At 72.8% G+C, this 20524-nt stretch carries 20 protein-coding genes; 11 read left to right on the top strand and 9 right to left on the bottom strand.

What is annotated here, in order from left to right:
• Positions 1-67: 67 nt before the first annotated feature.
• A complete protein-coding gene (locus tag G3I54_RS22680; protein ID WP_164616712.1) occupies positions 68-700 on the top strand; it encodes a class E sortase in 633 nt (210 codons plus the stop codon).
• A gap of 74 nt (positions 701-774) precedes the next feature.
• Here the strand turns inward: G3I54_RS22680 and G3I54_RS22685 are convergent, their stop codons facing one another.
• Positions 775-2175 carry an FAD-dependent oxidoreductase gene (locus G3I54_RS22685; protein ID WP_164616713.1) on the bottom strand — a complete coding sequence of 467 codons (1401 nt, stop codon included), beginning with the start codon at positions 2173-2175 and terminating at the stop codon, positions 775-777.
• A 134-nt stretch (positions 2176-2309) separates the two neighbouring features.
• Between G3I54_RS22685 and G3I54_RS22690 the strand changes: the two genes are divergently transcribed.
• Both G3I54_RS22690 and G3I54_RS22695 read left to right on the top strand, forming a co-directional pair.
• Positions 2310-3224, top strand: a complete 915-nt coding sequence (locus G3I54_RS22690; protein WP_164616714.1) for an aminoglycoside phosphotransferase family protein — start codon at positions 2310-2312, stop codon at positions 3222-3224.
• Positions 3225-3254: 30 nt separating this feature from the next.
• Positions 3255-3734 (top strand): GNAT family N-acetyltransferase, encoded by a 480-nt coding sequence (locus tag G3I54_RS22695; protein WP_164616715.1) that lies wholly within the window; start codon positions 3255-3257, stop codon positions 3732-3734.
• A 52-nt stretch (positions 3735-3786) separates the two neighbouring features.
• On the opposite strand, the gene G3I54_RS22700 is transcribed toward G3I54_RS22695, so the two are convergent.
• Together G3I54_RS22700 and G3I54_RS22705 are read right to left on the bottom strand one after the other, a co-directional pair.
• Positions 3787-4785 carry a zinc-binding dehydrogenase gene (locus G3I54_RS22700; protein WP_164616716.1) on the bottom strand — a complete coding sequence of 333 codons (999 nt, stop codon included), beginning with the start codon at positions 4783-4785 and terminating at the stop codon, positions 3787-3789.
• 81 nt (positions 4786-4866) lie between these two features.
• Positions 4867-6060: an NAD(P)-binding protein gene (locus tag G3I54_RS22705; RefSeq protein ID WP_164616717.1), complete on the bottom strand. Its 1194-nt coding sequence runs from the start codon at positions 6058-6060 to the stop codon at positions 4867-4869.
• Positions 6061-6163: 103 nt separating this feature from the next.
• On the opposite strand from G3I54_RS22705, the gene G3I54_RS22710 reads away from it, so the two are divergent.
• On the top strand, positions 6164-6874 hold the full coding sequence (locus G3I54_RS22710) for a pentapeptide repeat-containing protein (RefSeq protein WP_203686993.1): 711 nt from the start codon (positions 6164-6166) through the stop codon (positions 6872-6874).
• A gap of 30 nt (positions 6875-6904) precedes the next feature.
• On the opposite strand, the gene G3I54_RS22715 is transcribed toward G3I54_RS22710, so the two are convergent.
• The gene (locus G3I54_RS22715; protein ID WP_137234927.1) at positions 6905-7402 is read right to left on the bottom strand and encodes a hypothetical protein; all 498 of its coding nucleotides are present in this window, start codon (positions 7400-7402) and stop codon (positions 6905-6907) included.
• Positions 7403-7621: 219 nt separating this feature from the next.
• On the opposite strand from G3I54_RS22715, the gene G3I54_RS22720 reads away from it, so the two are divergent.
• Positions 7622-8389, top strand: coding sequence for a hypothetical protein (locus G3I54_RS22720; protein WP_343240395.1), 768 nt, complete (start codon positions 7622-7624; stop codon positions 8387-8389).
• A 17-nt stretch (positions 8390-8406) separates the two neighbouring features.
• Here the strand turns inward: G3I54_RS22720 and G3I54_RS22725 are convergent, their stop codons facing one another.
• On the bottom strand, positions 8407-9051 hold the full coding sequence (locus G3I54_RS22725; RefSeq protein WP_164616719.1) for a response regulator transcription factor: 645 nt from the start codon (positions 9049-9051) through the stop codon (positions 8407-8409).
• On the bottom strand, positions 9048-10397 hold the full coding sequence (locus tag G3I54_RS22730; RefSeq protein ID WP_343240396.1) for a sensor histidine kinase: 1350 nt from the start codon (positions 10395-10397) through the stop codon (positions 9048-9050). The genes G3I54_RS22725 and G3I54_RS22730 overlap by 4 nt, the downstream gene beginning before the upstream one ends.
• Positions 10398-10641: 244 nt before the next feature.
• Between G3I54_RS22730 and G3I54_RS22735 the strand changes: the two genes are divergently transcribed.
• From G3I54_RS22735 to G3I54_RS22750, 4 genes are all read left to right on the top strand, one after another.
• A complete protein-coding gene (locus tag G3I54_RS22735; RefSeq protein WP_164616720.1) occupies positions 10642-11199 on the top strand; it encodes a heme-binding protein in 558 nt (185 codons plus the stop codon).
• A gap of 55 nt (positions 11200-11254) precedes the next feature.
• Entirely contained in the window at positions 11255-11851 is a 597-nt protein-coding gene (locus tag G3I54_RS22740) for an ankyrin repeat domain-containing protein (RefSeq protein ID WP_164616721.1), read from the top strand.
• Complete coding sequence (locus G3I54_RS22745) at positions 11848-13230, top strand: hypothetical protein (protein WP_239144512.1); 1383 nt, start codon at positions 11848-11850, stop codon at positions 13228-13230. Before G3I54_RS22740 ends, G3I54_RS22745 begins: the two co-directional genes overlap by 4 nt.
• A gap of 108 nt (positions 13231-13338) precedes the next feature.
• On the top strand, positions 13339-14748 hold the full coding sequence (locus G3I54_RS22750) for a M1 family metallopeptidase (RefSeq protein WP_164616722.1): 1410 nt from the start codon (positions 13339-13341) through the stop codon (positions 14746-14748).
• 29 nt (positions 14749-14777) lie between these two features.
• On the opposite strand, the gene G3I54_RS22755 is transcribed toward G3I54_RS22750, so the two are convergent.
• Together G3I54_RS22755 and G3I54_RS22760 are read right to left on the bottom strand one after the other, a co-directional pair.
• Positions 14778-16388 carry a M4 family metallopeptidase gene (locus tag G3I54_RS22755; RefSeq protein ID WP_164616723.1) on the bottom strand — a complete coding sequence of 537 codons (1611 nt, stop codon included), beginning with the start codon at positions 16386-16388 and terminating at the stop codon, positions 14778-14780.
• A 262-nt stretch (positions 16389-16650) separates the two neighbouring features.
• On the bottom strand, positions 16651-17226 hold the full coding sequence (locus G3I54_RS22760; protein ID WP_007446537.1) for a TerD family protein: 576 nt from the start codon (positions 17224-17226) through the stop codon (positions 16651-16653).
• A gap of 192 nt (positions 17227-17418) precedes the next feature.
• Here G3I54_RS22760 and arfB point away from each other — a divergent pair, with 192 nt between their 5' ends.
• Positions 17419-17853 (top strand): alternative ribosome rescue aminoacyl-tRNA hydrolase ArfB, encoded by a 435-nt coding sequence (arfB, locus tag G3I54_RS22765; RefSeq protein WP_030088019.1) that lies wholly within the window; start codon positions 17419-17421, stop codon positions 17851-17853.
• A 61-nt stretch (positions 17854-17914) separates the two neighbouring features.
• Here arfB and G3I54_RS22770 read toward each other — a convergent pair whose 3' ends face one another.
• Positions 17915-18421, bottom strand: coding sequence for a flavin reductase family protein (locus G3I54_RS22770; protein ID WP_164616724.1), 507 nt, complete (start codon positions 18419-18421; stop codon positions 17915-17917).
• A gap of 328 nt (positions 18422-18749) precedes the next feature.
• Here G3I54_RS22770 and cdgB point away from each other — a divergent pair, with 328 nt between their 5' ends.
• Positions 18750-20405 (top strand): diguanylate cyclase CdgB, encoded by a 1656-nt coding sequence (cdgB, locus tag G3I54_RS22775; RefSeq protein ID WP_164616725.1) that lies wholly within the window; start codon positions 18750-18752, stop codon positions 20403-20405.
• Positions 20406-20524 lie beyond the last annotated feature (119 nt).

A 20524-nucleotide genomic window follows, 5' to 3' on the forward strand; every position in this document is an offset into this window, starting at 1 on the left:
CCCGGGCGCTCGGGGCGGTGTCCTGGTCTACTGGAAGTGCGGGCCCCGATCCGGGATGGGGATGCTCATGCGACGCCGTCGACTCCGTACCCGTACGTTCCTCCCGGCTGCGGCCTGTGCCGGTGCCGCCGTGCTGCTGACGACCGGCTTCGCCCCGGCCGCCCCGGCCGACCGCACCGACCCGCGTACCGAGGTCGCCGTCCTCGACATCCCCGCCATCGGCGTCGACGACCTGGACGTGGTGCCGTACGAGGGAACCACCGACGACCGGCCCGGCAGCCGGATCCAGGACCGGGGCGTCGCGGCCAGCCCGTACGGGGAGCGGGGCGGCGTCGGGCCCGGGGACGTCGGCAACTACCTCGTCACCGCACACCGGTTGAGCGCCGGAGGGGTGCTGCGCGACCTGCCGGATGCGGAGAAGGGCGATTCTGTGTACGTGACGGAGGGCGGCACCCGCTACACGTACGAGATCACCGGGACCCGGCAGACGTCCTTCCGCAGCGAGCGGTCGCTCGCCGAGCAGCGGGCCGAGGTGCCGGGCCGGCCCGGTGCGGAGCCGACCCGGGCGATGATCACGCTCTCCACCTGCGCGACCCCCGAGGACGACGCGGCCGGGAACTTCTGGCGGGACGGGTTCGGCAACCCCGAGCACCGGATCGACAAGGTGGGGGTGCTGGTGGCGGAGCGCCCCGCGCCGTAGCCCGGCCCCACCCGCTTCGTGGTCCGGCCTCGCCCACGCCGTAGTCCGGCCTCGCCCGCTTCGTGGGTCCGGCCTCAGTGGCGGCCCGCGATGCGGTCCGCCGCCTTCGCGATGCGGTCGGTGCCGGGGCGCGGCGAGGTGGTCTCGCGGCGGTCGGCGGCGCGGTAGGCCGCGTACATGCCGTGCACGCCGAGCCAGCGGAAGGGCTCCGGCTCCCAGCGGCGGACCTTGTGGTTCACCCAGGGCAGGGCGGTGAGATCCGTCGGGCCCGCCTGGCCCGAGTCCTGCTGGATCAGGTCGCGCAGGGTGCGGGCGGCGAGGTTGGCGGTGGCGACGCCCGAGCCGACGTAACCGCCCGCCCAGCCCAGGCCCGTGGAGCGGTCCAGGGTGACCGTGGCGCACCAGTCGCGCGGGACGCCGAGGACGCCGGACCAGGCGTGGTCGACGTGGACGCCCGCCGTGGTGGGGAAGAGCCGGACCATCAGGTCGCGCAGGGCGGCCACCGTCGCGGGCTGGGTGCGGCCGTCGTTGTCGGTGGCCGAGCCGAAGCGGTACGGGTAGCCGCGGCCGCCGAGCGCGATGCGGTCGTCCGCGGTGCGCTGGGCGTAGAAGTAGGCGTGGGCCATGTCGCCGAGGGTCTCGCGGCCCTCCCAGCCGATCGTGTCCCAGACCCGGGCGGGCAGCGGCTCGGTGACGATCATGGAGGAGTTCATCGGGAGCCAGGTGCGCTTCTGGCCCTTGAGGCTCGCGGTGAAGCCCTCGGTGCAGCGCAGGACGTACGGGGCGCGGACCGTGCCGTACGGGGTGACGGCGTGCTTGGGCTTGATCTCGGTGACCGGCGTCGACTCGTGGATGGTGACGCCGAGCGCCTCCACCGCGTCCGCGAGGCCCTTGACCAGCTTGGCCGGGTGCAGCCGGGCCCCGTGCGGGGTCCAGCTGGAGCCGACGGCACCGGTCACATGGACGCGCTCGGCCGTCTCGCGGGCGCCGCGCAGGACCCGGTCCGTCTCCCCGAAGGCGATCTCGACGCTGTGGAAGTCCTTGAGGCGCGCGAGCTGGGCCGGGGTGTGGGCCACCTCCAGGACGCCGCCCTGGTGGATGTCGGCGTCGATCTTCTCCTCGGCGGCGGCCCGGACGACCTCGCCGACCGTCTCGTTCATCGCCTTCTGGAGCCGTACGGCGGCGTCGTGGCCGTGCAGCTTGGCGTACCGGTCGCGGCCCGCGATCCCGTTGTACAGCCAGCCGCCGTTACGGCCGGAGGCCCCGTAACCGCAGAACTTGGCTTCCAGGACGGTGATGTTGAGGAAGGGGACGGCCTTCTTCAGGTAGTACGCCGTCCAGAGTCCGGTGTAGCCGCCGCCGACGATGCAGACGTCGACGCTCGTGTCGCCGGGGAGGGGTTCGCGCGGGGCGGGGGTGCCCTCCTGCGCGTACCAGAACGATATGCCGCCGACGACGGTACTGACGGTGCTCATGATGCCCCTGGTGTCCCTGCCCGGTCCGGTGAGATGCCGAGCGTACGTGTGGCGGGACGTTACTGCGCGCGGGGCCGTTCCGTCTCCCCGCACTTTCGCGACCGCGTTGCCCCCGTCTCCCTAGGATCGGTGGCGTGATCGAGATCCCGGACGAACTGGCCGCCACCCAGTCCGCCTTCAACGGAGCCGCCGGGCGGGCGTTCGTCGCCGCGCTGCCGGACCTCGCCGAGCGGTGCCTGGAGCGGTGGGGGCTGCGGCCGGACGGCCCGTCCCTGTACGGGATGTGCGCGCTGGTCCTGCCGGTGGTGCGGGAGTCGGACGGGCGGCCCGCCGCGCTGAAGCTCCAGGCGGTGGACGAGGAGACGGTGGACGAACCGGTCGCGCTGCGGGCGTGGAGCGTCGCGGGGGCCGGGGCGGTGGAACTGCTCGACCATGACCCGGAGAGCGGCGCGCTGCTGCTGGAACGGCTCGACGAGCGGCGGCCGTTGTCCGGCGAGGCCGATGTGCGGGGCGCGGTGACGGTGCTCGGCGCGGTGCTGGCCCGGCTGGCGGCGGTGCCCGCGCCGGAGGGGCTGCGCACGTTGGGCGATGTGGTGGAGCGGATGCTCGCGGCGGTGCCGGATGCGGTGGGCCTGCTGGCCGACGAGGCGGACCGGCGGCTGCTCGGCGACTGCGCGGCGGCGGTGCGGGAGGTCGCGGGGGAGCCGGGGGACCGGCTGCTGCACTGGGACCTGCACTACGACAACATCCTGGCCGGGCGCGCGGACACGGGGCGGGCGGGGGAGTGGGTGGCGCTCGACCCGAAGCCGCTGGCGGGGGACCCGGGCTTCGAGCTGTTCCCGGCGCTGGACAACCTCTTCGACGCCGAGGAGGTGGTGTGGCGGTTCGACGCGTTGACGGAGGCGCTGGGCCTGGAGCGGGACCGGGAGCGGGCGCGGGCCTGGACGCTGGGGCGGGTGCTCCAGAACGGCCTGTGGGCGGCCCGGGGCGGCGAGGAGCGGATCTCGCCCGACCATGCGGAGATCGCGCGGCGATTGCTGGGGCGGTGAGCGGGGCGGCGGGCTGTCTACGCTGCGCCCATGATTCGTATCGCCACCCCCGACGACATTCCCGTCCTGCACGCCCTCGTGCGTGAACTCGCCGCGTACGAGAAGGCCCTCGACGAGGTCGTCGCCTCCGAGGCGCAGTTGGCCGAGGCCCTGTTCGGCGACCGGCCCGCCGCGTACGCGCATGTGGCGACGGCCGACGACGGCAGCGCCGAGGTCATCGGGTTCGCCCTGTGGTTCCTCAACTTCTCCACCTGGCGCGGTGTGCACGGCATCTACCTGGAGGATCTGTACGTCCGCCCCGAGCGGCGCGGCGGCGGCCACGGCAAGGCGCTGCTGACGGAGCTGGCGCGGATCTGCGTGGAGCGCGGCTACCAGCGGCTGGAGTGGTCGGTGCTCGACTGGAACGCCCCGTCCATCGCCTTCTACGAGTCGCTGGGCGCCCGGCCGCAGGACGAGTGGACGGTGTACCGGCTGACGGACGGGCCGTTGGCGCGGCTGGGCACCGCCTAGGGCCTGTCGTGGGGGTGCCCAGCCGCACACCTTCCGGCCACGCGCCTCCCGGTCACGGCTCCAGGACCACCTTGCCCATCGTGCCCCGGGTCTCCAGTGCCCGGTGGGCGGCGGCGGCCTCGGCCAGCGGGAAGCGCTGCACGGCGGGCCGCAGTCGGCCGGCCGCCGCCTCGGCGAGGGCGCGGGTCTCCAGGGCGCGCAGACCGCCGCCCTGCTCGAACAGTTGCGGGCCGAGGACGGACCCGGAGGTGATGGAGCGTTCGGCCAGTTCCTCGTCGGTGAAGGTGATCGGGCCCCCGTCGGCCCCCTGACCGGACCAGCCGTAGACGACGTGCTGTCCGCCGGGCCCGAGGAGGTCGACGGCGGCGCGGGCGGTGGTTCCGCCGACGGAGTCGTAGACGACGGTGGCGCGCAGGCCGGCCGCTTCGAGGAAGTCGCGGGCGTGGCGCGGCCAGTCGGGGCGGGTGTAGTCGAGCGCGAGATCGGCGCCCTCGGCCTCGGCCCGTGCCACCTTCGCCGGTCCGCCGGCCAGTGCGATCACGGTGGCGCCGGCGTTCTTCGCGTACTGGACGACGAGCGTGCCGATGCCGCCGGCCGCAGCGGTGACGACGACCACGGACTGAGGGGTGAGCGGGGTGAACGCGAGGATGCCGAGCGCGGTGCGGCCGGTGCCGATCATGGCGACGGCCTCGGCGGCGTCGAGCCCTTCGGGAATCTCGTGGAGCCGGTCGGCCTCGGTGACGGTGAGCTCGGCGTATCCGCCCGGCGCCGTGCCGATGTGGGCGACGACGCGCTTGCCGAGCCAGTCGGCGTCGGTGCCTTCGCCCAGCGACTCGACTGTTCCGGCGACCTCGCGGCCGGGAATGGTCGGGAGGTCCGGGGGCGCCGGGTAGGGGCCGGGCTCTCCTTCCCGCAGGACGGTGTCGATGAGGTGCACGCCGGCCGCGGCCACGGCGATCCGGACCTGGCCGGGGCCGGGGACGGGGTCCTCGGTCTTCTCGTGCACGAGGTTCTCGGCGGGGCCGAAGGCGTGGAGGCGTACGGCGTGCATGAAGGCTCCCTGGGGGCGGTGGGCTGGGCTGCGCCCCTCCCCATGGCGGCGGGGCGGGGCTCGTGCGCCCAGCCTCGTACCTCAGGTCCGGTTGAGGTCAACCCCGGATCCGGAGCGCTGTCCGGCCGCCTTCACGGCGAGCATCGCGGCTTCGAGGCCGCTGGTGAAGGAGACCTCGCTGAGGAGCCCGGGGGCGGCGACCTGGTCGCCCGCCAGGAAGATGCCGTCGCCCCGGACCACGGAGGGCCGGTCCCGCCAGGTGGTGCCGGGGCGGTCCACGGCCCCGGTGCGGCCGTCGGCGAGCGCCTCGACGCGCCAGGTGGTGCGCTCCCGCCAGCCGGGGAAGCCGAGGTCGAGAAGGTCCTCGGCGCGGGCGGTCCCCTCCGCCCGGCGCGCGTCGGGGCCGATCGGGAACTGGCCCTGGAGCAGCTGCTCGCCGGCCGGGGCGAGGCCTGGGTCCTGGGCGGTGAACCGTTCCAGCCAGCCGGGCGCGTCCAGGTCCGACACGACGAACGCGTCACCGCGCCGGGTGCGCAGGGCCAGGTCCACCAGGACGGTGCGGCCGCTCTCCCAGCTGAGCGACGGGTCGGCGAGGAGGGCGCGGGCGGCGTCGAGGGAGGTGGCGACGACCACCGGTCCGGTACGGGCCAGCTCGCCGAGCCCCCGGGTGTCGACGCGGGCGCCCGTCTCGACCGCCACTCCCAGGCCGCGGGCGTGCGCGGCCATCCGCTCGACGAGCCGCGCCCAGCCGCCGACCGGGTAGCGGGCCTCGGGCGGCAGCGAGGCGAGGCGGCGGAAGCGCTCCTGGACGAACCGGGCGGAGAGCGCGCCGGGGTCGTGGTGGAAGAGGGCGGTGGCGGCGAAGTTCGCGGCGGCACGGGCGCCCTCCTCGCCGACCCGGGCGGCGGCCCAGTCCAGGAACGTACCGTCCACCGGGGCCGTGCGGGCGCTGTGCCGGGCGAGCCGCAGCAGGGCCACGGGCGGGGTCCGGCGGGCGGCCCCCGCGCGGCGGAACCGGAAGCGGAGCCCTTCGAGGGGCGGTACGGAGACGACGGGGCCGAGCAGACCGCGCCGGGCCAGCCAGGTCCGGTGCGGCCCGCGCCGGTACAGGGCGTGCGGGCCCTCGTTGGCGCGGTGGGGGCCGTCCGCGGTCCTGGCCCGGCCGCCCAGGGTCCGGTGGCCCTCGTGCAGGGTGACCCGGGCGCCGGATTCGGCCGCGGTGATCGCGGCGGTCAGTCCGGCGAGGCCGCCGCCGATGACGTGGATCTGCTCCATGGCTGGAACTCCTTCGCTTCTTTGATGATGCGACGGATCGGGGGCGGCGGCGCGTGACATGGGACGCGGGGGCGTTGTCAGTGGGGTGCGTCACGATGGGGCCATGGCAACGAGTGCGGGCAGGACGGCAGGGGCGGCCAGGTCGGCCAGGGGCAAGAAGGAGACCGTCGCGGCGGCGCGGCGTCCGGAGGTGCGGTTGCCGCCGCTCGTTCCGTACGACGGCGAGGGCCTGGAGCCGGACGGCGACTACGACGGGGTGCGGTTCGACGGGGTGGACCTGACGGACGCCTCGGGGCGCGGTGCGCGGTTCATGGACTGCGCCCTGGACGACTGTGCCCTGGACCGTACGGAGCTGGCGCGGGCCCGCTTCATCGACGCGGTGCTGACGGGCGTACGGGGCGTGGGCACCGACCTCGCGGAGGCGTCGCTGCGGGATGTGGAGGTGGTGGACGCGCGGCTGGGCGGGGTGCAGCTGCACGGTGCGGTGCTGGAGCGGGTGGTGGTGCGCGGCGGCAAGATCGACTACCTGAATCTGCGCAAGGCCCGGCTGAAGGACGTCGTCTTCGAGGGCTGTGTGCTCTCCGAGCCGGACTTCGGGGACGCGCAGCTGGTCCGGGTCGAGTTCCGCGACTGCGTGCTGAAGCGGGCGGACTTCAGCGGCGCCCGGATGGAGTCGGTGGACCTGCGCGCGGTGGCCGAGCTGGACATCGCCCGCGGCGTGGACCGGCTGGCGGGCGCGGTGATCAGCCCGTCGCAGCTGATGGAGCTGGCCCCGGCGTTCGCGGCGCAGATCGGGGTGCGGGTGGAGGCCTGAGCGGCCCCGGGCGCTTCCCGTACGGGCGTGTCACATGCGGGGGAAGCGGGCCTGGAGGTCCCAGATCACGGGGTTGTCGGCCAGGCCGTCGTGCATGTCGGCCAGGTCGGCGATCAGGTCGTGCAGGAAGTCGCGGGCCTCGCGGCGCAGGAGGGAGTGGCTGAAGGTGAGCGGCGGCTCGTCGCCGGGCATCCAGTCCGCCTCGACGTCGACCCAGCCGAAGCGCCGCTCGAAGATCATGACGTCCGAGGATTCGGTGAAGTCCAGCTCCGCGTACTGCCGCCGGTGCGAGCGGTTGCCGCGCGGGTCCTGGTCGATCTGCTCGACGATGTCGCACAGCGCCCACGCGAAGTCGAGCACCGGCACCCATCCCCAGGCTGTGGACACCTCGCGGTCCGCCTTGGTGTCCGCGAGGTAGACGTCGCCGGAGAACAGATCGTGCCGCAGCGCGCGGACGTCCGCGCGGCGGTAGTCGGTCTGCGGGGGGTCGGGGAAGCGACGGGAGAGGGAGTAGCCGATGTCGAGCACGGATCGATGGTGTCATGCCCGTTGGGGGCGGCCCGCCACGATCGGGTGAAGCGCCATGGGTTTGCCGGACGCATATGCAGGTCGGCCTCTAGCGTCCGGCTCATGGTCAGTTCGCCGCATGAGGCTCATCATCGGATCTTCCAGAAGAATCCGGGTCTGTTCACGAGCGCCTTCCGCACCCTGGGCATTCCCTTCCCGGATCCTGTCGCCGTTTCGCTCATGGACACGGACCTCACGGAGATCAGACCGCTGGAACGGCACGTGGACACGCTGATGCGTATCGATGTGGCGGGTGGGGACTCCCTGTTGCTGGCGATCGAGGCACAGAGCAAGAAGGACCCCGACAAGCGCAGCAGTTGGGCCTACTACCTCGCCCATCTCTATGCGAAGTTCCGCTACCCGTGTGTGCTCCTGGTGGTCTGCCGGGACAAGGGGACGGCGGAGTGGGCGGCCGAGCCGATCCGTATCGGCTTGGACAAGCACCCGAGCCTGGTCGTCTTCCCCTTGGTGCTCGGGCCGCACAACGTACCGATGGTCATGGAGGCCGCCAGGGCGGCCGAGGACATCCCGATGGCCGTCTTCTCGGCGATCACCCATAGTAACGATCACGACATCGCTGCCATACTGGAGGCTCTCGCCGAGGCGCTCCGGGCCACGGACGCCGATGCCGCAGCGGTCTTCGCCGAATTCACCGAGGCGGGTCTGGGAGCCACCCCGGCCCGTGAGATCTGGAGGAACCTGATGGGCACTGGTCTCAGCCACTTCCGCGGCTTCGTCGCCGAGAGCTTCCGTGACGAAGGACGTGTCGAGGGGCGTGTGGAGGGGCGCGTCGAGGACATTCTGCGGATTCTTGAGGTGCGCGGCGTGGCGGTGCCGGACGAGGCGCGACAGCGCATCAGCTCCTGCACGGACCTCGCCGTGCTGGATGTGTGGTTCGAGAGGGCTGTCACCGCGGCGACCGCCGACGCGGTGCTCGACGGCGGCTGATACGGCAGACACGGCGGCTACGGCAGCAGGCGCTGCTCCTTGGCCACCGACACCGCGCCCGCGCGGGTGTCGACGCCGAGCTTGTCGTAGATCCGGCCCAGGTGGGTCTTGACCGTGGCCTCGCTGATGAACAGGGCGCGGGCGATGTCGCGGTTGCCGAGGCCCTGGGAGAGCTGGGCCAGGATGTCGCGTTCGCGGTCGGTGAGGCTGGGGCGGGGGCTGCGCATCCGGGCCATCACCCGGCTGGCGACGGGCGCCGAGAGGGTGGTGCGGCCCTGGGCGGCGGAGCGGATCGCGGCGAACAGTTCCTCGGGGCGTTCCGCCTTCAGCAGGTAGCCGGTGGCCCCCGCCTCGATGGCGCGGGTGATGTCGGCGTCGGTGTCGTACGTGGTCAGCACCAGGACGTGGACCGTGCCGTCGGCCGCGATGCGGCGGGTCGCCTCGACGCCGTCGATGCCCTCGCCGAGCTGGAGGTCCATGAGGACGACGTCCGGGGTGAGGCGGGCGGCGAGCACCACGGCCTCCTCGCCGCTGCCGGCCTCGCCGACGACCTCGATGTCCGGTTCGCTGCCGAGGAGGGCGAGCAGCCCGGCGCGGACGACCACGTGGTCGTCGCAGAGGAGGATCCGTACGGGGGTCGTCTGTGGGTCCTGGCCGGTCATGAGGGTTCCTCCGGGGCGGTGAATGTCGGAGTGAGCGGGACCTCGGCCGAGAGCACCGTGCCCTCGCCCGGCGCCGACTCGATCGTGAGCGTTCCGCCGAGCTGGTGCACGCGGGCCCGGATCGCCGGGAGCCCGTGGCCGCGGACGCCGCTCACCGGACGCGGCCCGTCCGGCTCCACGGTGAAGCCGCGGCCGTTGTCGCCGATGTCGAGGACCACCCGGTCGTCCAGGTGGGTCAGGGTCAGCCCGGCGGCGGTGGCCCCGGCGTGCTCGCGCACATTGGCCAGGGCCCCCTGGGCGATGCGCAGCAGGGCGGACTGCACCCGGTCCGGCAGCGGGGCGTGCGGGGTGCCCTCCACATGGCAGTGGACGGTGAGCGCGCCCGCCGCCTGGGCGCTCTCGCGGGCCGCCAGCGCGTGCAGGGCCGCCTCCAGGCCGCCGCCCTCCGCCAGGTCGGCCGGGGCCAGGTCGTGGACGAAGCGGCGGGCCTCGGCGAGGTTGCGTTCCGCGATGCCGGTGGCCGTACGGACATGGCGGCGGGCGGCCTCCGGGTCGGCGCTCCAGGTGCGGTCGGCCGCCTGGAGCAGCATCTGCTGGCTGGACAGGCCCTGCGCCAGGGTGTCGTGGATCTCCATGGAGAGCCGCTGGCGCTCGGCGAGGGTGCCTTCGCGCCGCTCGGTGGCCGCCAGTTCGCGCCGGGTGCGGAGCAGGTCGTCGATCAGCTCGCGCTGACGTGCGGCCAGTTCCCGTTGGCGTACCGCCTGGCGTTGCATATGGACGAAGACGGCGGTCGCCACGGCGGCCACGGCGGGCGGGGCGAGGACCAGGTTCGGGTCGAACCCGGTGGCCAGGCGCAGTTGCGCGGCCACCACGAACGCGGTGAGCAGGGCCACCAGGGCGAGGGCCGCGCGCGGCGGCAGGATGCGCAGCCCGGTGTAGAAGAGCGGCACCGCGCACCACGCGAAGCTCGGCGCGAGGACGACCAGCACCATCCAGACGAGGACGAGCACGCCGAGCCAGGTGAGCCGACGCGGGGTGGGGCGCGAGCCGAGGACGGGGCCGAGGAGGTACAGCACCGCCAGGGTGACCGACAGGGCGATGATCCACGGGGTGCGGGCCTCACCGGGGTGCCGCATCAGGAACCGGGTCAGCGAGGCGCCCAGCAGCAGGAAGAACGCGGCGTGCATGAGGAGCGCGAGCCAGCGGGCGTCCGGGTCGGACCCGGAGATCCCGGAGATCCCGGAGCTCTCGGCCTCGGACCTGGAGATCCTGGAACTCCCAGCCCCGGTACCGGAGCCCTCGGCCGCCTCCGGCGAACCGCTGCGGTGCTCCACCCCGTACCTCACGTTCCGTGCGTTCCGTCGCTGACCTGCGTAAACCTCTCCATGGTGACCCGGTCCGGCCACCCCCGCATCAACCGATCGGCTGATGGGGGCGTCGGCCGACCCGCGCGTCGCTTGCAGCCGGTACGTCGACCGTACGGGGCCGGATCCGCCGGGAGGATCGATACCAGAGCGAAACGCCCGGACACCTCCGGGCCGCCTCGCACCCCGAACCCCCGGGCCGCCCCCGGATCACCAAGGAGCCACCATGAAGAAGCTGTCGCTGCGCACCCGTGTCGTCACCGGCGCCGTCGTCGTCGCCGCCCTCGGGGCCGGCACCTTCGGTGCGATGTCCGCCAGCGCCTCCTCCCCGGCGGCCGCCCCGGCCGCCGCGGTCAAGGCCGACACGAACAACCGCAACCTCCAGCAGTCCACCCACCTCACCGTGGCCGCCGCCACCAAGGCCGCGCAGGCCACGCTGGACGCGGCGAAGAAGGAGAACCAGCGGGTCTCCGTCGCGGTCGTCGACCGCAACGGCAACACCATCGTCACCCTGCGCGGCGACGGCGCGGGCCCGCAGTCCCCCGAGTCCGCGGTGAAGAAGGCGTATACCGCCGTCTCCTGGAACGCCACCACCTCCGAGCTGACCAAGCGCCTGGAGCAGGCCCCGAACCTGAAGGACATCCCCGGCACCCTGTTCCTCGCGGGCGGCGCCCCGGTCCAGGTCAAGGGCGCCCCGGTGGCGGGCATCGGTGTGGCCGGCGCGCCCAGCGGCGACCTCGACGAGAAGTTCGCCCAGGCGGGCGTCGCCGCCCTCGCCCGGTAGTCACGCCCGCTCGCAGCGGAAGCCCCCAGCGGAGCCCTCAGCGGAAGGAAGACCCATGAACGCCCTCGATCACGACCTGCTCACCGCCGCACGCACCGGCGACACCGAAGGTGTGCGCACCGCGATCGAGGGCGGCGCCCGGGTCGACGTCCGCGACGAGGAGTTGCGTACGCCGCTGCTCCTCGCCGTCCACGGCGACCACGTCGAGGCGGCCCGGCTGCTCGTGGCCGCCGGGGCCGACCCGAACGCCCAGGATCTGCGCGAGGACAGCCCGTGGCTGGCCACCGGGGTCACCGGCAGCGTCGCGATGCTGCATGTGCTGCTGCCGGCCGGCCCGGACCTGACCCTGCGCAACCGGTTCGGTGGCGTCTCCCTCATCCCGGCGAGCGAACGCGGCCATGTCGCGTACGTACGGGAGGTGCTGCGGGTCACCGATATCGACGTCGACCATGTCAACCGGCTCGGCTGGACCGCCCTGCTGGAAACGGTGATCCTCGGCGAGGGCGGGCTCGCGCACCAGCAGGTCGTGGAGCTGCTGCTCGCGGCCGGGGCGACCCGGGACCTGCCGGACGGCGACGGGGTCACCGCGCTCGCCCACGCCGAACGACGCGGCTTCGCCGAGCTCGCCGCCCTGCTGCGAGCCGCAGCATGACCGGCGCCCGCGGCCCCCACGCCGTCTCCTGGACCCCGCGCGCCGCCTTCTGGACCCCGCGCGCCGCTTCCTGGAACCCCCGAGCCGTCTCCCGGACCCCGCGAGCCGTCTCCCGGACCCCGCGCGCCGTCTTCCGGAACCCCCGAGCCGGCTCCCGGACCCCCGGCGTCCGCGAGGCCTCCCCGGCCCGCACCCCGCGCCCAGCCCCCCGCGCCCGCCGTCTCACGCTCGGCCTGCTCGCCGCCGCCCTGCTCGCCGGATGCGCGACCGGCACGACGGAGGCGGCACCGGGCGCCTCGGGCGCCCCGGACACCTCCGCCGCGTCCGGAGCGTCCGACGCCGTCGCGACCCCCGACCCTTCCCGCGCCCCCGCCGGCCGCACCCCCGAAGGCACGCTCCTCGTCGCCGACTTCGGCAGCGACACCGTGACCTTCGTCGACCCGGGCCGGGACGGTTCCGGGGAGGGCGGGGCCCCCATCGCCTCGGTGCAGGTCGGTACCGCGCCCTACGGACTCGTCGTCGGCGAGGACGGGCGGGCCTGGGTCGCCACCGCCGAGGGCGTCGCGGTCGTCGACACGCAGCGGCGGACCCGGCTCGCGCTCGTCCCGTACGAGACCGAGTCCGGCCCGGTCACCACCGGCGAGTACCGGGGCGGCGGCATGGGCGTCGCCCTGGCCCCGGACGGGGAACACGTCTACGTCGGGGTCAACGTGCCCGGCGGCAACGGCGCGGTCGAGGTCATCGACACCGCCACCCGCGAGGTCACCGGCACCGCGCCGGTCGGCATGCGCCCCTTCGATGTGGACGTGTCGGCGGACGGCCGCGAGGTGTACGCCACCGGTCACGACTCCTTCGACGTGACGGCGGTGGACGCGGACACGCTGAGGACCCGGCGCATGGAGGTCGCCCCGTACGGCACGGAGGGCGGGCTCGGCTCCTGGCTGAAGCCGCACTACGCCGTCGTACGCCCCGCCGACGGCAAGCTGCTGCTGCCCTTCGAGGGGGAGCGGCTGGCCGTACTCGACCCGCGCACCGGGAAGGTGACGGTCGAGCGGATGACCGCCGACACCCACCAGCACGGCGCGGCCCTCGCCCCCGACGGCACCCTCCTGGTGGTCGGCACCGGCCCGATCGGCCCGGACGACCAGGAGCCCTCGCTCACCGTCCGCACCCCGGACGGCACGGAGCGCATCGTTCCGCTGGACGGGCCGCACGAGGACGTGGCGGTATCCGAGGACGGCCGCACGGCGTACGTCACCGGCGGCTTCACCCGCGACGGGTACTGGAACGGCATCACGGTCGTCGACCTGGACGACGAGGAGAGTGAGCCGGTTCGGCTGACCGCGGGCAACCGGCCGCTCGGTATCGCCGTCCTCTGAGCTGGAGCCGCCCGTTCTTCCCCCGAGGCGGGCGGCTCCTTCGGCCCCGGTCAACGGCCCCGGGCAACGGTCCCGGGCAGCGGCACGACAGGCCCTACGATCGACCGGGTGAATCAGCAGAACCCGGTCCGTCGCCGCACCGCCCACGTCCCCGTGCTCCTCGCCCTCGCTCTTCTCGGCGGGGGCTGTTCGGGCGGGGTCGAGGGCACTCCGGGCGCGGTCGGGCTGCGCGATCCCTACTTCCCCGGGCTCGGCAACGGCGGCTACGACGTCACCCACTACGGTCTGGAGCTCGACGTCGACCCGGCCGCCGACCGGCTGCGCGGCACGGCCACGATCACCGCCCGCGCCACCCAGGACCTGAGCGCCTTCCACCTCGACCTGCTCGGGCTCGACGTCGAGAGCGCCACCGTCGAGGGCCGCCGGGCCGCCGTGAACCGGGCGGGCAAGGAGCTGACGCTGCGTCCGGCGGCCGAGGTCGAGGACCGGCTGCGCAAGGGGCGCACGTTCACCGCCGTCGTGCGCTACTCCGGCTCCCCGCGGACCGTCACCGACCCGGACGGGTCGAAGGAGGGCTGGCTGCGGACGGCGGACGGCGCGGTCGCGCTCGGCGAGCCGACCGGGTCCATGGCCTGGTTCCCCGGCAACCACCACCCGAGCGACAAGGCCGCGTACGACATCGCGATCACGGTCCCCGAAGGGCTCGCCGGGATCTCCAACGGCGAGCTGGTCTCCCGCCGTACGGCGAACGGACGCACCGCCTACCGCTGGCGGACCGCCGAGCCGATGGCGAGCTATCTGGCGACCGTCGCCGTCGGGCGGTTCGTCACCGAGGAGTCGGTGACCCCCGACGGTGTCCGGCTGTTCACCGCCGTGGACCCGGAGTCGGCCGCCGCGAGCGAGGACGTGCTGGCGCGGATGCCGGCCGTACTGAAGTGGTCGGCCGGGAAGTTCGGCCCGTACCCCTTCTCCTCGGCCGGGGCGATCGTCGAGCGGACGGGCGACTCGGCCTACGCCCTGGAGACCCAGAACCGGCCCGTCTACCCCGGCCCGCCCGACACCGGCCTCCTCGTCCACGAGCTGGCCCACCAGTGGTTCGGGAACTCCGTCACCCCGAAGACCTGGCAGGACATGTGGCTGAACGAGGGCTTCGCGACGTACGCGGAGTGGCTCTGGGCCGCGGACCACGAGGACGTACCGGTCGAGGAGAGCTTCGCCGAGGCGTACGAGGACGACGCGAACTGGGCCTTCACGCCCGCCGATCCGCCGTCCGCCGCCGAGCTGTCCGAGCCGCCGGTCTACGGGCGCGGGGCGATGGTCGTGCACCGGATCCGGCTCGCCGTGGACGACGACGCGGAGTTCTTCGCCCTGGTCAGGGGGTGGACGAAGAAGTACCGGCACGGCAACGCCGCCACCGACGACTTCACCGCGTACGTGGAGGAGGAGACCGGGCAGGACCTCACCGAGCTGTGGGACGCCTGGCTGTACGGCGGAAGCCGGCCGCCCGTGAAGGGCTGACCGGCTCCCGTACTTCCTGGTGTGACGCGTTACTTGACGTTGACCCCGGTCCAGGTGGCCGAGACCGCCTTCAGCTCCTCGCTGTCCGCGCCGAACAGGTCGGTCGCCGCCTTCTCGGTCGCGACGCGCGCGCCCGCGTAGTCGGTGGTGGAGGTCATGTAGACGGAGAGGGCCTTGTACCAGATCTGGTAGGCCTTCTCGCGGCCGATGCCCGTCAGCGTCGAGCCGTCGGCGGTCGGGGAGTCGTAGTCGACGCCGTTGATCGTCTTCTTTCCGCTGCCCTCGGCGAGCAGGTAGAAGAAGTGGTTGGCGACACCGGAGGAGTAGTGGACGTCGATGTCGCCGAGGTTCTCGTCCCAGTAGTCCGCCGAGCTGCCGTCCTTGCTCGGCTGGTCCATGTAGCGCAGCGGGGTGCCGTCGCCGTTGATGTCGATCTTCTCGCCGATGAGGTAGTCGCCGGCGTCCGAGGCGTTGTCGGCGAAGAACTCCACCGAGGCGCCGAGGATGTCGCTGGTCGCCTCGTTGAGGCCGCCGGACTCGCCCGCGTAGTCCAGGTTGGCGGTGGCGGAGGTGAGCCCGTGGGTCATCTCGTGGGCCGCGACGTCGATGGAGGTGAGCGCGTTCTTGTTGCCCTCGCCGTCGCCGTACGTCATGCAGAAGCAGCTGTCGTCCCAGAAGGCGTTGACGTAGGACTCGCCGTAGTGGACCCGGGAGTAGGCGGCCTTGCCGTCGCCCGCGATGCCGTCGCGGCCGAGCGCCGTCTTGTAGAAGTCCCAGGTCTTCGCCGCGCCGTAGTGGGCGTCGACGGCGGCGGTCTGCCGGTCCTCGCCGGTGCCGTCGCCCCAGGTGTCGTCGTCGTCCGTGACGAGTTCGCCGGTGCCGGAGGAGCCCTGGTTCAGGTCGTACGTCTTGTGCCCGCCGCGGTCGCCGTCGGTCAGCTCGAAGCCGGAGTCGGACTTTGTGGTGGTGAGCTCGACCTCGCCGCTGTACTGGCTGTTGCCGGTGCCGGTCTCGATCGCCTCGTAGCTGTGCAGCTTCTTGCCGGTCGTGGCGTCGGTGATGGTGTGGACGCGGCTGGGCGTGCCGTCCTTCTGCACACCCGTTTTGACGGTCTCCCAGGCGAGGACGGGCGATCCGCCGCCCGCGTAGATCACCTTGCGGGCGCTGGCCGCGGCCTTCAGCTTCGGCGTCGTCGACGCCACGGCTATCTTCGCCTTCGTCGCCTTGTCCACGCTCTTGAGCGTGCCGTCGGCGGCGGTGTGGGTGACGAGGTCGCCGCCGAGGACGGGCAGGCCGTCGTAGGTGCGCTCGTAGCGGGTGTGGACCGTGCCCGTGGCGTCCTTGACGACGTCGCGGACGATCAGCTTCTCCTGGCCGCCGAGCTTCAGGGCCTTCGCCGCCGAAGAGGCGTCCGCCTGCGCCGACTTGATCGCCGTGGCGCGCTGCGCCGAGGGGTTCACGCCGAGGGCGGCGGCCGTGGAGGGCGTCTTCGCGGTGGTACGGGCGTCGTCGCCGCCGGGTGTGGCGACGGCGGACCCGGCCTGGACACCGGCGACCACCATCGCGGCGACCGCCGCGAGTGCTGCGAGCCGACGGGTGCCGCGCGTGCGGGAGTTGTGGGGGGTGGTGTGGAGGTTCATGTGTGTTCTCCGTTGGTCGTCCTGTGGGGGGACTACGAGCGGAGAGCGTGCCACCAAATGAGCGAAGTTGACGGTGTGCCGACAATTGCCTCACATTTTTTTGACCAGTTCTTGTACGAATGGGGTGCTGTGCTGTCCGGTATTCGGTGAAGTGGCGGGTTTTCTCGGTACTGGGCGCTCGGCCTGACGGTGGCTCACCCACGCCGGAGCCCCCGGCCGCGATCGCGGCCGGGGGCTCCGGTGAAGCTGTTGTGCGCTCGGGTCAGAGGTTGACGCCGAAGTCCTGGGCGATGCCGCGCAGGCCGGAGGCGTACCCCTGGCCGACCGCGCGGAACTTCCACTCGGCGCCGTTGCGGTAGAGCTCGCCGAAGACCATGGCGGTCTCGGTGGCGGCGTCCTCGCTCAGGTCGTAGCGGGCGATCTCGGCGCCGCCGGCCTGGTTGAGGATGCGGATGAACGCGTTGCGGACCTGGCCGAAGTTCTGGCTGCGGTTCTCGGCGTCGTAGATGGAGACCGGGAAGACGATCTTGTCGACGTCGGCCGGCAGGCCCGCGAGGTTGACGTTGATCTGCTCGTCGTCGCCCTCGCCCTCACCCGTGACGTTGTCACCGGTGTGCACGATGGTCTGGTCCGGCGTCGACTTGTTGTTGAAGAAGACGAAGTGGCCGTCCGAGACGACCTTTCCGCCCGGGTTGACCGCGATCGCCGAGGCGTCGAGGTCGAAGTCGGTGCCGGTGGTGGTGCGGACGTCCCAGCCGAGGCCGACCGTGACGGCGGTAAGGCCCGGTGCCTCCTTGGTGAGCGAGACGTTGCCGCCCTTGGACAGGCTTACTGCCATGGGAAGTCCCTTTCCTCGTCGTGTGCGGGCTTCGTGCCATCACGAAAGCTACCGTCACCCGTCATAACGCAAGCAGCAGACCACGAGGTTCCTGGTCGCTTTACTTTCTTTGCCGAACTTCCGGCCTTCCGGTGAGCCGACTCGTACGGCTGTCGCAAAAGAAGGTGACGAAGGGGGCACGGGGAAGGGACCATGGGTGTCATGTCCGGGCCCTATGTCATCCGCGGCTCGGTCTCCCTCCCGGAGGCCGAGCTCATGTGGCGTTTCTCGCGGTCCTCCGGGCCCGGCGGCCAGCACGTCAACACCAGTGACTCCCAGGTGGAGCTGCGCTTCGACCTGGCGGCGACCGACGCGCTGCCCGAGGTGTGGAAGGCGCGGGCGCTGGAGCGGCTCGCGGGCAGGCTGGTGGGCGGGGTGGTCTCCGTACGGGCCTCCGAGCACCGCTCCCAGTGGCGCAACCGCGAGACGGCCGCCGTGCGGCTCGCCGCCCTCCTGGCCGAGGCCACCGCGCCGCCGCCCAAGCCGCGGATCAAGCGGAAGATCCCGCGCGGGATCAACGAGCGCAGGCTGCGCGAGAAGAAGCAGCGCGGCGACACCAAGCGCGGGCGCTCCGGACGCGACTGGTAGGCGTCGGCCCGTGGAGCCGTACCGGTACCGCCGGCGCGCGGAACCGGAACCGGAACGGCCGTCAGCCCAGTTGGCGGTAGCGACCCTTGAAGTACGTCAGCGGTTCGCCCTCCGCGCTCGGCAGGTTCGCCGTGAGCACCCGCCCGATCACCAGGGTGTGGTCCCCGGCCACCACGCGCTGCTCGGTGCGGCACTCCAGCGTCGCCAGCGCCCCGCCGATCAGCGGTGCGTGCGTCACCTCGCCCCGTACGTACGGCACGTCCTCGAACAGCAGCCGGTCGCTGATCCGGCCCTTCATGGCGAACCGGCCCGCGATGTGCCGCTGGCTCGCGGCCAGGACGGAGACCGCCCACAGCGGCTGCTCGTCCAGCAGGTCGTCCATCCGGGAGCCGTTGCGCAGGCTCACCGTCACCAGGGGCGGTTCCAGGGACACGGACATGAAGGCGGTCGCCGTCATGCCCACGTCCTCGCCGCGGCCGTCCTCGTCGAGAGGCGGTTCCTGGGCGGTCACCAGCACCACCCCGGCGGCCAGCCGCGCGAGTGCGGCACGGAACTCGTCGTTGCTCACCCCCTCAGCATGGGGGATGGGATCGGGGCGCGGGGTGGGGGGCTTCGTCTGGAGCACACCCCGACGCTAACCGCGGGGGCCGGGCGGTCGCATCGGGCCAGGGGACCAGGCCGGTCCTAGGACCGGTCGTACGCCCCGGAACGACCACCGTCGCCGGGAGTCACCGGCAAACCGTGATCATCTGTTGTGACTTGAGTCACAGAGTCCATTTTCTGCTGACCCTGTGTACCGGGTGCACAGCTCACTGTGATTCAGTGGCCGTGACACTGCAACAAGTACGTCGATATGAAACCTGGAGTTGCTGTCGAGGTCTCGGGGAGTGCGAGCAATGGAGGCCGAGTCGGAACCGTACGTCCGCCTTGCGACCATGCGGCAGCTGCATCAGGCCGTCGCTGATCTCAATACGGCGCGGAGTCTGGCGGACACGCTGCAGACCGTGGCCGACGGCATCGTCTCGGGCCTCGGTTACGAGCTGGGCTGCGTCAACCTGGTCCGGCCGGACGGCGACCTCGTCATCGCCGCCTTCGCGGGCAACGCCGCCGCCGAGGCGCTGATCACCGGCCGCGTCGGCTCCCGTGCGTCCTGGGAGCGCCGGCTCTCCATGGGCGAGGCCTGGGACAACCTCCGATTCATCCCGCACACCGAGGGCTGGGTCCTCCTCGACGACGACGTACCGCAGTGGCACACCGAGGGGCCCGAGCCCCGGTTCGAGGACGAGTGGCACCCGCTGGACCGGCTCTACGCCCCGATGTACGCCTCCGCGGGCGGCCGGGACCTCCTCGGGGTCATATCCGTCGACCGGCCGCGCAACGGGCGCCGCCCCGGCGCATGGGGGCGCGAGGCGCTCCAGATGTACGCCTCTCAGGCCGCCATCGCGATCAGCAACGCCCGCCTGCGGGCCAACATGCAGCGCGCCCTGGTCCGGCTGGAGCGGGAGCAGCAGGCGCTGCGGGCCAGCGAGGAGTCCTTCCGGCAGGCCTTCGAGTACGCGCCCAGCGGCATGGCCATCGCCGAGATGGGCGGCGACCAGCAGGGCAGGCTGCTGCGCACCAACGACGCCCTGTGCCGGCTGCTCGGCCGCCCGGCCTCCGTCATGCGCCGCTACTCCTTCGCCGACCTGGTCCACCCCGAGGACATCGGCACCCTGCTGCGCACCTCCGCCGAGGGTGGCCGGGCCGAGCTGCGCCTCAGCCGCCGGGACGGCACCTACCTCTGGGTCTCGCTGCGCAACTCCGTCGTCGCGGACACCGCCGACGGGCCGCGCTTCCTGCTCACCCATGTCGAGGACATCGAGGAGCGCAAGCGCCACGAGCTGAACCTCGCCCACCGCGCCTCGCACGACGCGCTGACCGGGCTGCCCAACAGCGCCGAGCTGAAGTCGCGGCTCAGCGCCCGGATCTGCGAGCGGCCGCACTCCCCGGCCGCGACCGCGATCGAGGCGCTGGACGCGGCGTACGGAGACGTCGAGTCGTCCCTGACCCACGGCTACCAGGCCGACGGCTACGAGGGCGAGGCGATTCCCGGCGGCGGGCCCTTCGACCACCATGTGCACGCGGAGGCCCCGGATCCGGCGCACGACGACGGGACGAAGGGGCTCGCGGTCCTCTTCTGCGACCTCGACGGCTTCAAGTCCATCAACGACCGCTTCGGGCACCACACCGGCGACGCCGTGCTGATCGAGGTCGCCCGGCGGCTGAGCACCTGTGTGCGGGACGGCGACACCGTCGCCCGGCTCGGAGGTGACGAATTCGTCGTCCTCGCCGACGGCCTCGGGGCGGCGGACGCCGCTGACCTGGCCGTTCGTCTGCGAAATGCCATTATTCCGCCCATAAGGGTCGACGGCCGGGCGGTCCGGGTCGGAGCGAGTTTCGGCATCGGCTGGGCCGAGTGCGGAATGACCGTGGAAGAGGTCCTGCGCTCCGCCGACCAGCGGATGTATGTGGAAAAGCGGTCCCGGTCGAAGGTTCACCGCAGGGCCGGATGACGTTCACAGCCCGTTTCTCCCCCTACCCCGTACCCGTTCCCCGGCGGCCGTCCGGGTCGATGAGCGCAATTCGGGGCCTGCTCCGTTCGAGGTAGGCTCGGCCGGTCGGCGACGGCTGG

This window comes from Streptomyces sp. SID14515 (assembly GCF_010548505.1).
GTDB lineage: Bacteria > Actinomycetota > Actinomycetes > Streptomycetales > Streptomycetaceae > Streptomyces > Streptomyces caviscabies.

Bases quoted from the DNA above. Each gene is read 5' to 3' on its own strand.
- G3I54_RS22680 (WP_164616712.1), top strand. From the start codon at position 68: ATGCGACGCCGTCGACTCCGTACCCGTACGTTCCTCCCGGCTGCGGCC.
- G3I54_RS22685 (WP_164616713.1), bottom strand. From the start codon at position 2,175: ATGAGCACCGTCAGTACCGTCGTCGGCGGCATATCGTTCTGGTACGCG.
- G3I54_RS22695 (WP_164616715.1), top strand. From the start codon at position 3,255: ATGATTCGTATCGCCACCCCCGACGACATTCCCGTCCTGCACGCCCTC.
- G3I54_RS22700 (WP_164616716.1), bottom strand. From the start codon at position 4,785: ATGCACGCCGTACGCCTCCACGCCTTCGGCCCCGCCGAGAACCTCGTG.
- G3I54_RS22705 (WP_164616717.1), bottom strand. From the start codon at position 6,060: ATGGAGCAGATCCACGTCATCGGCGGCGGCCTCGCCGGACTGACCGCC.
- G3I54_RS22710 (WP_203686993.1), top strand. From the start codon at position 6,164: ATGGCAACGAGTGCGGGCAGGACGGCAGGGGCGGCCAGGTCGGCCAGG.
- G3I54_RS22720 (WP_343240395.1), top strand. From the start codon at position 7,622: ATGGACACGGACCTCACGGAGATCAGACCGCTGGAACGGCACGTGGAC.
- G3I54_RS22725 (WP_164616719.1), bottom strand. From the start codon at position 9,051: ATGACCGGCCAGGACCCACAGACGACCCCCGTACGGATCCTCCTCTGC.
- G3I54_RS22735 (WP_164616720.1), top strand. From the start codon at position 10,642: ATGAAGAAGCTGTCGCTGCGCACCCGTGTCGTCACCGGCGCCGTCGTC.
- G3I54_RS22740 (WP_164616721.1), top strand. From the start codon at position 11,255: ATGAACGCCCTCGATCACGACCTGCTCACCGCCGCACGCACCGGCGAC.
- G3I54_RS22745 (WP_239144512.1), top strand. From the start codon at position 11,848: ATGACCGGCGCCCGCGGCCCCCACGCCGTCTCCTGGACCCCGCGCGCC.
- G3I54_RS22755 (WP_164616723.1), bottom strand. From the start codon at position 16,388: ATGAACCTCCACACCACCCCCCACAACTCCCGCACGCGCGGCACCCGT.
- G3I54_RS22760 (WP_007446537.1), bottom strand. From the start codon at position 17,226: ATGGCAGTAAGCCTGTCCAAGGGCGGCAACGTCTCGCTCACCAAGGAG.
- arfB (WP_030088019.1), top strand. From the start codon at position 17,419: ATGGGTGTCATGTCCGGGCCCTATGTCATCCGCGGCTCGGTCTCCCTC.
- cdgB (WP_164616725.1), top strand. From the start codon at position 18,750: ATGGAGGCCGAGTCGGAACCGTACGTCCGCCTTGCGACCATGCGGCAG.